We start from the raw sequence: 12,693 nt of genomic DNA, 5'->3' as shown, positions 1-12,693 counted from the left end.
GCGGCAAAATGTTTGCCGCTATTTTGATGTTGAAAACATCCCAAAACTTCTTTTAAATAACTCCCACCAGCTTGCTGCAGCAACATCTTCTTTTGCTACGATTGTTTGTTTTAATAAAACCTCTTTATCTTTTTTAATAACAAGCGTGCCAAGTGCATCACCTTTTTTAATCGGTGCTTTCACTTTCTTTTCAGCAATTACTTCTTGCTTTACTTTGTCCATATTTTCGCCCTTCTTCATAAGAAGAGACACATTATCTGATGCAACTAAATCTACTTTTTCTTTTTTACCTTTTCCTACTTGTACAGTCTTAATTTTTTCACCGCGCGTATACATTTTCTTCGTCATATATTGACCAAATGCATAATCAAGAAGCTTCGTCACTTGATTGTTCCGTTCTTTAGATGTAGGTGCTCCCATAACAACTGAAATAACACGCATGCCATTTTTTTCAGCCGATGCTGTTAAGCAATATTTTGCTTCTGTTGTAAAGCCCGTTTTTACACCATCTACTCCAGGATAAAAACGCACTAACTTATTCGTATTGACGAGCCAAAACTTCTTATCCGTATCTTCTCGTAAATAATCTTCGTATTTACCTGTGTATTTGCGAATAAGTGGATACTTCATCAATTCTCTCGCCATTATAGCCATATCATTTGCTGTAGAATAATGATCTTTAGCCGGGAGACCTGTCGGGTTTTGAAAATGTGTATTTTTCAACCCTAAATCTTTCGCTTTTTTGTTCATCATATTTACAAATCCTTCTTCTGAACCAGCGATATGCTCTGCTACTGCAACAGATGCATCATTTCCAGATGCAATGGCAATACCTTTTAGCATTTCATTTACGGTCATCTCTTCCCCAGGTTCTAAAAAGATTTGTGATCCACCCATTGAAGCTGCATGTTCACTTGCTCTAACTTTATCGTTTAGTTTTAGTTTTCCTTTTTCAACTTGTTCCATAATTAATAGCATTGTCATAATCTTTGTCATACTAGCAGGTGGTAACTTTTCATTCGGATTTTTATCAAATAAAACTTTACCTGTATCTTGCTCAATTACGATTGCTGACGATGCTTGCTCCGCTAACTTCGGCGCGGTTTCTTCTGTTTTCTCCAGCTTCGTTTTCTCAGATTGTGCAAAACTAACTGAAGTACCAGAAAGCAATAACATAAAACAAACAAGTATTCCAAAAACTCGCTTCATGACTAACCCTCCATTCTATATCAGACCTATTTTTTCCAATTTATTATTTTTTAATACCATATTCTTCTATTTTTTTCAGTTGACAAACACATTCATACCCTATATTGTATTAAGTGTATTACGCATAGTAGTACACTTAATACATATGAGGAAGGAGACATTGCTCTTGCATATTCAACTTGATCCAAGAAGCAACACTCCGATATGGGAACAAATTGTTCAAAATATAAAAGAACTCGTATTAAAAAACATGTTAGCTCCAAGTGATAAACTTCCTTCTGTACGCGAGCTCGCTTCATTACTTGTTATAAATCCAAATACAGTGAGTAAAGCGTATCAAGAATTAGAGCGACAAGGGATTATTGAACCGTTACGAGGAAAAGGAACATTTGTATCTCAATCGATTACCCCAACATTAGACGAAAGGAAAATCGCTATGGTTGAAAAGCAATTTCATCAATTATTACTAGAAGCCTCTTATCTTGGGATTACGAAAGATAAAATTCATGATTGGATAGATTCATACTATAAAGAGATTGGAGGAAATATGGATGCTGAAAGTGACAAGTTTGAAGAAAACAATTGATAATCAAACGATTTTAGACGATGTTTCTTTCACATTACAAAAAGGTAGTATCGTCGGATTACTCGGAAGAAACGGTGCGGGGAAAACAACTTTATTACGAACGATGATCGGCATTTTAGACCCAGATGAAGGCACGGTTACATATGAAGATACAGATATTCATATGCATCCTGAAATGAAACAAAAGGTCGTATATGTCCCAGATTCTACTAACATACTGAACGGATATACAGTAAAAGAAATCGTGAAATTTTATAAAGCAGTTTATACAGCATTTGATGAATCATATTTCTACGAACTGCTTGAACTTTTTAACTTACCAAACAAGCGGATTCGTAGTTACTCAAAAGGAATGAAAGCGCTGCTTGCGATCATTTTAGCCGTTGCTACAAAAGCAGAGTATATCATTTTAGATGAACCGACAAATGGGCTCGATCCTATCGTTAAAAGACAGATTTTGCAGTTTCTCGTTGGAGAAGTTGCAGAAAAAGAGATTACCATTTTCATCTCAACTCATCATTTAGATGAAGTGGAACAAATTGCAGATACAATCATTATGTTAAAAGGCCATACCGTGGCATCTATTACTTCACTTGATGATGCAAAATCACGATTTGCAAAAATACAAGTAGCTTATGAACGGTCATTACCTCAAAAACTAGAAAACTTAAGCAATATTGAAATATTAAATCAAACAGGAAAAGTATTTACGATTTTAATCGAAGGAAATGTTGCTACAACGCTTGAAAAGTTTTATAAAGAGCAACCAATACTTATTGAAGAGTTAACAATGTCACTTGAAGATGTCTTCGTTACGATACTTGAGGAGGATGGGTATGTTTCATAAGGCACTATGGATGTGGAATTGGAAACGCGGGAAATATGCTGTATTACTCTTTTTCTTGAGTACACTTTATCTTTTATCTTTCGGATACTATAAAGCAGCTCAGCAGCAACTCGCTAATTATTATGAACTCTCAGAAAAGGGGACTTTCTATTACTATTATGCTTTTTTGTCAAATACAGGTAATAGTTTTTGGCTAACTATTCTTATTATTTGTTTAGCTTGTCTATTAATAGGTTGGGAACGTAGCAACCAATCTATTACCCTACTTATGGAAATGCCATTTACAAGAAAAGATATTTTCTTCTCTAAATGGGCTTTCGGTTCACTATGGATTATAGGGTCTCTCCTTGTAAACTGGATCCTTATGTACATTATTTATAGAACAACCATTCATTTTGAGTATCAAACATTCAGTCCATTTCATCGATACTTTCTTTATGCAATTGTTTCTTATGTTGCAGTCTATACAGCTGCATTATGTATCGGTACTTTTACTGGGAGCATTGTTTCACAAATCGCTTTTTGTATTCCATGGCTACTAATGGGACTTACATTTACTCCATTATTGTACAATTTTACAATAAACCATTTACAGGCTACAGATACTACAAATACCAACTTGTATCACCAGCTTGATGAAATCAATCGAAAAACAAATATAGTTGCACCAATATATAATTTCGCGATCTATTACCAATATAATCCTGAATCGCGCAAAAAAGAAAATGACCCAACTACTTTAAGAGATCCAGCATCTTATACGTATTATTCGGCTAAATCAGTGTTAGTCCCTATTTTGTATACAATATTTTACTTACTACTTGGCTTATTTTTATATACACGATCGCCTAATGAAAACACTCAAAAGATATTTATTTTCCAAAAACATTTACGAATATGGATATGGGGAACAACCATTTACTTTGCATTACTAGGTGGCTATAAAATAAATCAATTTAGTTTCTTATTTAACTACTATATCGGTTTGTTTCTCGCTGGAATCATTACTTATATTGTGTTATCACGCCTAACAAATTATAAAGTTTTTTAAAGGAGAGATCCTATGTTTCAAAAAGCACTATGGCTAAGAACGTATCAACAAAGTAAATATGTTTTATGGCTCTTTTGGTTCGTTAGCTTATACAATTTGTCATACAAATACTATTTGGCATCGATTGAACAACAATACCTTCTAAAGATGCAAAAAGAAGGGGAATATGTATATCATTACAATTTTGGTTTATTACTTATGGACCCTGTCATCTTTCAAGGTGGTGCACTTATCATTCTAGCTTGTACGTTAATAGGTTGGGAAAGGCAAAATAACTCCATCGATTTTCTTTGGTCTATGCCTTTTAAACGTTCACACCTTTTTATGACAAAATGGTTGTTTGGTATTTGTAACATTGTAGCAGCTGTTAGTATAAACTGGGGACTATTTGCTATTATGAAAAAGTTAACTTTTCATAATAAATATCAAGTATTTTCCCCATTCCATTCTTATTTTATATACATGTTAATTGTATTAATTGCTATTTATACACTTGCCTTATGTATAGGGACAATAACTGGGAATCTTATATCGCAAGGACTTCTCACTGCAGCTATATTCATATTCCCATTATTACTTCCAACACTTATCTCAGGAGTCATCGCTGTCCACTCAAATATTGACTTTCATGAGAACAATGGCAATATGCATCGGGTTATGGAAAACATGCGGATTTCTGGTCCGGCAGAAAATTTTACTATTCGCTTTGATTACGATCCACAAAGTTCTTATATTGATGAAAATGGAGTGCGTCATAACGAACCCAACTTTACAAAAATCCCTTCAGCAAAATTATTGATTGCACCTATTATATATATCATTATTTTGTTACCACTCAGTTTATATTTATATGTTCGTTCAGTCAACGAGCGAAATGGAAGTTTCTTACTATATCCGAAGTTTCAAAAAATAGTTATGAGCCTTGCTATTTTCTTTATAGGAATAGTTGGTGGTTTAGTCTTGGGGAGAGACAAATCATTACTGAATTTTTACATTGGATTTTTCGTGACGAGCATAATTACCTACTTCCTTCTACCTAAAATATTAAAATGGAAAGTCTCTTGGAATTTCAAATAAAATAACCTCCTCTTCTTGAGGAGGTTATTTCACATTCTCTCTTCTTTTCCCATACTCTTTTTCTTGCTTCGTTCCAAATCCGTCACCATTTGCTACGATTTGATCTGTTGGAGCAACTATACTTTCAGCAATTCTCCATTCTCCCCCTTGTTGAATAAACACTTGCATAAAATAATTCATTCCATTTAACTGATACGGATTTTCTTTTTTCACTTCATAACGAGCTGCAACATAATACACTTGAACATTTTCAGCCTCAAACTTAGCAATATATTGTGATAATCTCGGGATGTACTGTGATGCTTTCTGAAGTGGAAGTTGTTTTACTTTTACAAGAGAAGACTTTGTCACATTGCTTATCGTATCTTCATGCCGCATGTTATCACTATGATGAAATAAAATGGCATTCTGCATAGAACGAATCCATAGTTTTGAATATAAAACAGGTTGCTTATTTGAAATATGTTGTAATTCTTTTTGAACGACATGAATTGGCGTTGCGGCATCCACGAACTTATTAAAGCAGAACATACTTCCAATCATAATGAAAAGCGTAAAAATACGTTTCATAATTTTTCACTCCGATTCTTTTTAATTAAAGTATTGGAGTTTCAAAATATTTTTATTCAAAAGAAAAAGGATAGGAAAGCTTTCGCTTCCTATCCTCATTTATTATAATACGCGGCCAAATAATTCTAATACCATTTCTATTTCTTGGTCGCTCCAACCTTTAAATCTCTCTTTATAGTATTCCTTACGCACAGCTTCAAGTTTTTCAGTTACTTCTCTTCCGTGTTCTGTAATTTCTAAGTACACGATACGACGGTCTGAATTTGAACGCTTTCTTTCTACAAACCCTTTTCGTACGAGACGATCTGTAACAGCTGTAATATGACTGGAGGTTACGTTTACTTCACTCGCAATTTGCGAAGCCATCTGTGGACTGTTTAAAAATAACGCACGTAATACAGAAAATTCATTATATGGCATATGTTCTGCAAAGCGTGTATTAATATCATTTTGTAATAAACGTATCATCTTTCGAAATGATGCGGATAAATCTAAAATCAGTGTTTCTCTTTTTTCGTTCACTAGCCTCGTCCCTTTTTTATCATATTTACACATATTATAATCTATAAATACCTATGTTGTATATGCTTTCTTTCCTCAACATTCTCATTTATGTAACTTTTTTCATATAAATTTCTTTTTTGTTCACACATATACATATAAAAAGGATGGTGATGGAAAATGCAGGGTGGAATGAATCCTTATTTACACAACGTACGCACAGCTAATACTGGTAAAGAAGCGACTATTACTGTACAAGGTGAAGGTGTTGTCAAAGCGAAACCAAATGTTGTTCTATTAACACTTGGCATTCGAACTGATAGTAAAAATGTGAAACAAGCGCAAGAAGAAAATGCAGTACAATCAAAACAATTGCTGGATGCACTTAAACAGCTTGGTATTGCTGATAAAGATATAGAAACGATTTCTTATACGATCACTCCTCAATACGAGTATGTAAATGATAAAGCGTTACTACAAGGATATCGTGTGGAACATTTGTATGAAATTACCGTTTTAAATGTACAAAAAGCAGGGGAAGTATATGATATAGCCGTTTCAAATGGAGCAAACGTAGCAAAAGGTTTACGTTTTCGAATATCTCATCCAAATAAATATTATGAGCAAGCTCTTATTCAGGCTCTGCATCAAGCGGTAGAAAAAGCTCGTGCTATTGCGAGTACATACAATTTAAATATTAATCCTGTCCCCCTCTCACTCGTTGAAGAATCTGCTCAATTACCACGGGAGATTGCTTCCTATGCTACTTTGCATGCACAAACAGCTCCACCTATTCAATCGGGAGAATTAGAAATCATTTCAACTATACGGGCTATTTTTACGTATTTATAAATAATTTCGTTTATAAGTAAACGTTATCATTTTCTTTGTTGTAAAAACATGATGTTCTGATATAATAAAGGACGGTGAGCTCTTACAAAAGAGATATCACGGGTGGGAGAGGGATATGAAAAAGAAGGTTTAACATGAAAGGAATACTTGAAAGAACATTTAAATTAGGCTTACACGAAACATCACCAAAACAAGAAGTTTTAGCTGGAGTTACGTCATTTTTCACAATCGTATATATTATGATTGTAAATGCGTCAATCTTATCGGATGCCGGCATTCCACTTGAAGCTGGAATTTTAGCAACTGTTTTCAGTTCATTTGTCGGATGTCTGCTCATGGCATTTTGGGCAAATGCACCTGCTATTCTTGTCCCAGGTATGGGTGTAAATGCATTCTTCACGTACACAGCTGTGCATACGCTCGGTTTAACTTGGCAAGAAGCATTAGCAGCTGTCTTTATCTCTGGTATTATTTTTGCAATTGCTGCGTTTACACCAATTGCTCGCGTGCTTTCAGTATCGATTCCAAAGTCATTAAAGGAAGCTATTACTGTCGGTATCGGATTGTTTTTAGCATTTATCGGATTGCAAAAAGGTGGTTTAGTCGTTTCGAATCCAAATACTGCTGTTGCAATGGGGAAATTAAGTAATCCTGTCGTTCTTGCGACATTGCTTACTCTTATCGTTGCACTTGTATTATTTATTCGTAACGTACGTGGAAACTTTTTATGGACGATTGCAATAGGAACTGGTATTGCATGGCTATTTGGTCTTGTTGATACGAGTCAAATGGGAAATAGTTCATTCTCATTCGCTAATTACGGCGATGTGTTTGGAGCTATGTCATTTGGGAAACTTTCTTCCTTACCGTTTTGGATTGCAACATTCTCCTTAAGCATGGTGCTTATTTTTGAGAACATGGGACTTCTGCACGGTTTATTAGAAGATGACCGCAAATTCCCACGTGCTTACCAAGCCAATGCGATTTCAGCAATGACATGTGGTCTATTTGGCACAAGTCCTACCGTTTCAACAGTAGAGAGTGCCGCAGGTATTACAGCAGGCGGAAAGACAGGTCTGACGTCTATCGTTACTGGGATGTTATTCTTTGCATCACTGTTCGCTCTTCCGTTTGTCAAATTAATTCCTGATAGTGCCATTGCACCAATCTTAATTATTATTGGCGGTCTGATGATTACAAGCATTCAACAAATTCCTCTGAACGACTTTTCAGAAGGATTTCCAGCGTTTTTAATTATCGTTATGATCCCGCTCACATATAGTATCGCTGATGGCATTGCGTTCGGATTTATTGCTTACCCTATCTTAAAAGTTGCACTTGGAAAGCGTAAAGAAGTCGCACCATCTATGTATATCGTTACATGCCTATTCTTAGCCATGTTTGTATTACATGCTATTGGTTAAATAAAAAAACACCGAGGTGAATACCTCGGTGTTTTTTTATTTAAACCATCCTTTTTTATAAAACCAGGCCATCATTCCGCCACCAATTAACGCCATTAACAACAAACAAATAAAATAACTATACTTCCCACCAAGCTCTGGCATATGTGAAAAGTTCATTCCATATACTCCTGCAATAAATGTTAGTGGCATGAAAATAGTAGAGAAAACAGTTAATGTTTTCATAATGTTATTCATATGATGTGAGTTTAATGAAAAGTAGCTATCCCGAATATCTGCCGTCAACTCTCGGCTCGCTTCAATCATTTCAGTTAATTTAAGCAAATGGTCATGTATATCTTTAAAGTAAATCTCATGATCACTTATGCCGTAAAAACGAGTTGAATTTAAAATACGATACAATAAATCACGCATCGGAATAATTGTCCGCCTTAGCTTAGATAAATCCGCACGTATATCAAATACCTCTTCTAACACGCTTCCTGCTGTCTCACCCGTTAAATTATCATCAATCGCATTTAAATGGTCTTCAATGTAATAAACAGGTGCGAAATAGTCATCTACAATTTGGTCAATAATTGTATGTGCCACATGCAAAGGACCTTTCTTAATACGTTTTTTTTCGCCAAGTGTTTTCCATACTCTTTCGATTGCATTGTTATGAGAAAAATGGAAAGAAACAATATAACGATCACTAATAAATAAATCGATTTCATGCGGTTCTAATCCATCCTCACCAAATCCATGGAGAACTAAAAAATTATATCCATCATAAAAATCAACCTTTGGCCTCTGTACATATTCTATACAGTCTTCAATTGCAAGGGGATGGAACTTAAAATGGTCTTGCAAAATATATGTATACTCTTCTTTCGTTGGCTTATATAAATCTAGCCAATACCATACAATATGGCCTTTCGTTGTTTCTTCTAGCGAAACGTCATATAATACTTCATCTGTTTTTGTTACTGCACATATTCTAATCATAATTTCACCCATTATTATTATAAACAAAAAATAGTAAAAAAAGCCAAGGAGAAATCTCCTCAGCCTTTTTTTATCCCGTATTAACGTACAGTAAGACCCCTACCTCAACATTCAGCGAAAGCAAAGAAGTTAGGTCTGGGATCAACTGCTCATAAACGCCCGGTTAGTGAAGGGTAATAATCAGTGGGGATAAAGCCCACGCTGATTAAAGTTTCACTTTATTACTTCGTTACAATTCCGTGTACTAAAGTTGGTGCATCTACGTGTTCTTTAGAGATTTTCATGTTCTCATAAATTTTCGCTTTTACATCTTCAACATTTTCACGGTTTGCGTAAATCGTAACAAGGGAGTCACCTTTTTTCACGCTATCCCCTACTTTTTTACGAAGCATTAAGCCAACTGCTAAATCAATTTCAGATTCTTTCGTTGCACGTCCTGCTCCTAAAAGCATTGCTGCTGTTCCGATTTCATCTGCAACGATTTCCGATACATAACCGTCTTCTTTCGCTTCTACTTCAATTTTAAATTGTGCTTGTGGCAATTTAGAAGGATCATCAACAACAGATGCATCTCCGCCTTGTGCTGATAAAAACGTTTTAAAAGATTCTAACGCTTTACCGTTGTTCATCACTTCAATTAACTTTTCACGCGCATCTTCTAAAGATGAAGCTTGCCCAGCAAGGTATACCATTTGACTTCCAAGTGTTAAACATAACTCTTCTAAATCTTTCGGTCCCTTACCTTGTAATGTATCAATTGCTTCTTGTACTTCTAATGCGTTACCAATAGCCTCACCAAGTGGTTGACTCATATCAGAAATAACAGCCATCGTATTACGGCCAACGTTATTACCGATACGTACCATTGCTTCTGCTAAACGTTTTGCATCTTCATCTGTTTTCATAAATGCACCTGCTCCAGTTTTCACATCAAGAACAATTGCATCTGCACCAGCAGCAATTTTTTTACTCATAATCGAGCTTGCAATAAGCGGAATTGAGTTTACTGTTGCTGTTACATCACGAAGTGCATACAATTTTTTATCAGCAGGTGTTAAGTTTCCACTTTGACCGATAACAGCAATTTTATTTTCATTTACAAGACGCATGAATTCATCATTTTCAATTTCCACATGGAATCCTGGAACTGCTTCTAATTTATCAATTGTGCCACCAGTATGTCCTAAACCACGCCCAGACATTTTCGCAACTGGTACACCTAAAGCAGCTACTAATGGACCTAATACAAGTGTCGTTGTATCACCAACTCCACCTGTTGAATGCTTATCTACTTTTACCCCTTCAATGGCTGATAAGTCAATTGTATCACCGCTATTTACCATTGCCATCGTTAAATCTGCACGTTCTTGATCATTCATATCTTGGAAGAAAATTGCCATTGCAAGTGAACTTACTTGATAATCAGGAATATCACCATTTGTATATCCTTCAACAATAAAGTTAATTTCTTCTGTCGTTAATGCTTGTCCATCACGTTTTTTTGCAATTAGGTCCACCATTCTCATTGTGAGGTCACCCCTTCATTTGTTTTACGATAGCTTTTACTAATGCTAAGAAGTTTGCTTTAACACGTTCTGTCGTTTCAATTACTTCATCATGGTGAAGTGGCTGATCTAAAATACCAGCTGCCATGTTTGAAATACAAGAAATACCTAGTACTTTCATACCAGCATGACGAGCTACAATTACTTCAGGTACTGTTGACATACCAACTGCATCTCCGCCAAGTGTACGAAGCATACGAATTTCAGCAGGTGTTTCATATACAGGACCTGTCATTCCAACGTATACACCTTCTTGTACTTTAATGTTTAAGTCTGCTGCAACTTGTTTCGCCATTTCGCGAAGTTCTGTCGTATATGATGTAGACATATCAGGGAAACGTACACCCATTTCAGAATCATTTGGTCCGATTAATGGATTCGTACCCATGAAGTTAATGTGATCTGAAATTAACATAAGGTCACCTGGCTCGAACGATGTATTTACACCACCAGCCGCGTTCGTTACAACAACAGTTTCTACACCTAACTCTTTCATAACACGAACTGGGAATGTTACTTTTTGCATGTCATATCCTTCGTAGAAATGGAAACGTCCTTGCATTGCTACTACTGTTACACCTTGAAGTGTACCGAATACTAATTGACCTGCATGTCCTTCTACAGTTGATACTGGGAATTCAGGAATTTCGCTGTAAGGCACTGTTACCGCATTTTCGATTTCATCTGCTAATACGCCTAGTCCAGATCCAAGGATTAGTCCTACTTGTGGTGTTTCTTGAAATTTCTCTTTTAAGTATGAAGCTGATTTTGTAATAAGTTCACGATTCATTTGTTTATCCCCCTATTTCTTTAGCTCGTTTAAGAAGCTTGTTCCGTATTCTGGCATTTTCACACCGAAGTTTTCTGCTACAGTTGCACCAATATCAGCAAATGTTTGACGAAGTGGTAATTCTTGTCCGCCTTCTTTCATGCTTGGGCTATATGCTAATAACGGTACATATTCACGTGTATGATCAGTACCAGGATGTACTGGATCATTACCATGGTCTGCTGTAATTAATAATAAATCATCTTCTTTTAGTTTTTCGAATACTTCTGGAAGACGTGCATCATATTCTTGCAGTGCTTCTCCATATCCTTGTGGATCACGGCGGTGACCAAATAATGCATCAAAGTCAACTAAGTTTAAGAAGCTAAGACCTGTAAAGTCCATGTTTAATGTATCTACAAGCTTATCCATTCCATCCATATTAGACTTCGTACGAAGTGATTCCGTTACCCCTTCACCATCATAAATATCAGAGATTTTACCGATAGCAATAACATCATAGTTGCTATCTTTTAATTCATTCATTACTGTGCGACCAAATGGTTTTAATGCATAGTCATGACGATTTGGTGTACGTGTGAATTTCCCTGGTTCTCCAACGAATGGACGAGCGATAACACGACCTACCATGTACTTCTCATCTAGTGTTAATTCACGTGCAATTTTGCAAATTTCATATAACTCATCAAGTGGTACTACTTCTTCGTGTGCTGCAATTTGTAGTACGCTATCTGCAGAAGTGTAAACAATTAAAGAGCCTGTTTCCATTTGCTCTTGACCAAGTTCATCAAGAATCTCAGTTCCAGAAGCTGGCTTATTACCGATAATTTTACGGCCTGTTTTTTCTTCTAATTCATCAAGTAATTCTTTCGGGAATCCTTCAGGGAACACTTGGAATGGTGTATCAATGTAAAGGCCCATGATTTCCCAGTGTCCTGTCATTGTATCTTTACCAGTAGATTTTTCTTGCATCTTTGTGTAATATCCAAGTGGTTTCTCTACTTTAGAAATACCTTTCATTTCACGAATGTTACCAAGACCTAATTTCACCATGTTTGGCATTTGTAATCCATTCATATGTTCAGCAATGTGACCAATTGTGTCAGAACCTAGATCACCAAATTGTTCAGCATCTGGTGCTTCACCGATTCCTACAGAGTCCATTACGACTAGGAATATACGTTTATATTTATTCATAACTGCGACCTCCTATAAGTTCAGTTCTACTTCTTGT

Annotated in this window: 13 protein-coding genes; 6 read left to right on the top strand and 7 right to left on the bottom strand. The window is 35.8% G+C overall.

Annotated features, from left to right (window positions below; translation table 11 throughout):
- Positions 1 to 18: 18 nt before the first annotated feature.
- On the bottom strand, positions 19 to 1,209 hold the full coding sequence (dacF, locus tag JDS81_RS03265; protein ID WP_097953018.1) for a serine-type D-Ala-D-Ala carboxypeptidase DacF: 1,191 nt from the start codon (positions 1,207 to 1,209) through the stop codon (positions 19 to 21).
- A 166-nt stretch (positions 1,210 to 1,375) separates the two neighbouring features.
- On the opposite strand from dacF, the gene JDS81_RS03260 reads away from it, so the two are divergent.
- The 4 genes from JDS81_RS03260 to JDS81_RS03245 are packed head-to-tail and all read left to right on the top strand — an operon-like array spanning position 1,376 to position 4,770.
- On the top strand, positions 1,376 to 1,795 hold the full coding sequence (locus JDS81_RS03260) for a GntR family transcriptional regulator (RefSeq protein ID WP_097953017.1): 420 nt from the start codon (positions 1,376 to 1,378) through the stop codon (positions 1,793 to 1,795).
- The gene (locus JDS81_RS03255; protein ID WP_097953016.1) at positions 1,761 to 2,642 is read left to right on the top strand and encodes an ABC transporter ATP-binding protein; all 882 of its coding nucleotides are present in this window, start codon (positions 1,761 to 1,763) and stop codon (positions 2,640 to 2,642) included. Before JDS81_RS03260 ends, JDS81_RS03255 begins: the two co-directional genes overlap by 35 nt.
- Positions 2,632 to 3,693, top strand: a complete 1,062-nt coding sequence (locus tag JDS81_RS03250; protein ID WP_097953015.1) for an ABC transporter permease subunit — start codon at positions 2,632 to 2,634, stop codon at positions 3,691 to 3,693. Before JDS81_RS03255 ends, JDS81_RS03250 begins: the two co-directional genes overlap by 11 nt.
- A 12-nt stretch (positions 3,694 to 3,705) precedes the next feature.
- Positions 3,706 to 4,770 carry an ABC transporter permease subunit gene (locus tag JDS81_RS03245; protein ID WP_097953014.1) on the top strand — a complete coding sequence of 355 codons (1,065 nt, stop codon included), beginning with the start codon at positions 3,706 to 3,708 and terminating at the stop codon, positions 4,768 to 4,770.
- A 24-nt stretch (positions 4,771 to 4,794) separates the two neighbouring features.
- On the opposite strand, the gene JDS81_RS03240 is transcribed toward JDS81_RS03245, so the two are convergent.
- Both JDS81_RS03240 and JDS81_RS03235 read right to left on the bottom strand, forming a co-directional pair.
- Positions 4,795 to 5,340, bottom strand: coding sequence for a hypothetical protein (locus JDS81_RS03240; protein ID WP_000821091.1), 546 nt, complete (start codon positions 5,338 to 5,340; stop codon positions 4,795 to 4,797).
- Between the two features lie 102 nt (positions 5,341 to 5,442).
- Positions 5,443 to 5,862, bottom strand: coding sequence for a MarR family winged helix-turn-helix transcriptional regulator (locus JDS81_RS03235; protein ID WP_001003306.1), 420 nt, complete (start codon positions 5,860 to 5,862; stop codon positions 5,443 to 5,445).
- 159 nt (positions 5,863 to 6,021) lie between these two features.
- On the opposite strand from JDS81_RS03235, the gene JDS81_RS03230 reads away from it, so the two are divergent.
- Both JDS81_RS03230 and JDS81_RS03225 read left to right on the top strand, forming a co-directional pair.
- Positions 6,022 to 6,693, top strand: a complete 672-nt coding sequence (locus JDS81_RS03230; protein WP_001161464.1) for an SIMPL domain-containing protein — start codon at positions 6,022 to 6,024, stop codon at positions 6,691 to 6,693.
- Positions 6,694 to 6,827: 134 nt separating this feature from the next.
- A complete protein-coding gene (locus JDS81_RS03225; RefSeq protein WP_000676245.1) occupies positions 6,828 to 8,117 on the top strand; it encodes an NCS2 family permease in 1,290 nt (429 codons plus the stop codon).
- 36 nt (positions 8,118 to 8,153) lie between these two features.
- On the opposite strand, the gene corA is transcribed toward JDS81_RS03225, so the two are convergent.
- From corA to deoB, 4 genes are all read right to left on the bottom strand, one after another.
- Positions 8,154 to 9,116: a magnesium/cobalt transporter CorA gene (gene corA / locus JDS81_RS03220; protein ID WP_142316301.1), complete on the bottom strand. Its 963-nt coding sequence runs from the start codon at positions 9,114 to 9,116 to the stop codon at positions 8,154 to 8,156.
- Between the two features lie 209 nt (positions 9,117 to 9,325).
- A complete protein-coding gene (locus JDS81_RS03215) occupies positions 9,326 to 10,630 on the bottom strand; it encodes a pyrimidine-nucleoside phosphorylase (RefSeq protein WP_001243091.1) in 1,305 nt (434 codons plus the stop codon).
- A gap of 7 nt (positions 10,631 to 10,637) precedes the next feature.
- On the bottom strand, positions 10,638 to 11,459 hold the full coding sequence (locus tag JDS81_RS03210; protein WP_001078444.1) for a purine-nucleoside phosphorylase: 822 nt from the start codon (positions 11,457 to 11,459) through the stop codon (positions 10,638 to 10,640).
- 12 nt (positions 11,460 to 11,471) lie between these two features.
- Positions 11,472 to 12,656: a phosphopentomutase gene (deoB, locus tag JDS81_RS03205; RefSeq protein ID WP_097953012.1), complete on the bottom strand. Its 1,185-nt coding sequence runs from the start codon at positions 12,654 to 12,656 to the stop codon at positions 11,472 to 11,474.
- Between the last annotated feature and the right edge of the window lie 37 nt (positions 12,657 to 12,693).

It is taken from the genome of Bacillus cereus group sp. N31, from assembly GCF_016483245.1.
GTDB lineage: Bacteria > Bacillota > Bacilli > Bacillales > Bacillaceae_G > Bacillus_A > Bacillus_A toyonensis.
This window is presented reverse-complemented; position numbering and strand designations above follow the sequence as displayed.

Excerpts from the sequence above, each read along its gene's own strand:
- dacF (WP_097953018.1), bottom strand. The coding sequence starts at position 1,209 with ATGAAGCGAGTTTTTGGAATACTTGTTTGTTTTATGTTATTGCTTTCT.
- JDS81_RS03255 (WP_097953016.1), top strand. The coding sequence starts at position 1,761 with ATGCTGAAAGTGACAAGTTTGAAGAAAACAATTGATAATCAAACGATT.
- JDS81_RS03250 (WP_097953015.1), top strand. The coding sequence starts at position 2,632 with ATGTTTCATAAGGCACTATGGATGTGGAATTGGAAACGCGGGAAATAT.
- JDS81_RS03245 (WP_097953014.1), top strand. The coding sequence starts at position 3,706 with ATGTTTCAAAAAGCACTATGGCTAAGAACGTATCAACAAAGTAAATAT.
- JDS81_RS03240 (WP_000821091.1), bottom strand. The coding sequence starts at position 5,340 with ATGAAACGTATTTTTACGCTTTTCATTATGATTGGAAGTATGTTCTGC.
- JDS81_RS03230 (WP_001161464.1), top strand. The coding sequence starts at position 6,022 with ATGCAGGGTGGAATGAATCCTTATTTACACAACGTACGCACAGCTAAT.
- JDS81_RS03225 (WP_000676245.1), top strand. The coding sequence starts at position 6,828 with ATGAAAGGAATACTTGAAAGAACATTTAAATTAGGCTTACACGAAACA.
- corA (WP_142316301.1), bottom strand. The coding sequence starts at position 9,116 with ATGGGTGAAATTATGATTAGAATATGTGCAGTAACAAAAACAGATGAA.
- JDS81_RS03215 (WP_001243091.1), bottom strand. The coding sequence starts at position 10,630 with ATGAGAATGGTGGACCTAATTGCAAAAAAACGTGATGGACAAGCATTA.
- JDS81_RS03210 (WP_001078444.1), bottom strand. The coding sequence starts at position 11,459 with ATGAATCGTGAACTTATTACAAAATCAGCTTCATACTTAAAAGAGAAA.
- deoB (WP_097953012.1), bottom strand. The coding sequence starts at position 12,656 with ATGAATAAATATAAACGTATATTCCTAGTCGTAATGGACTCTGTAGGA.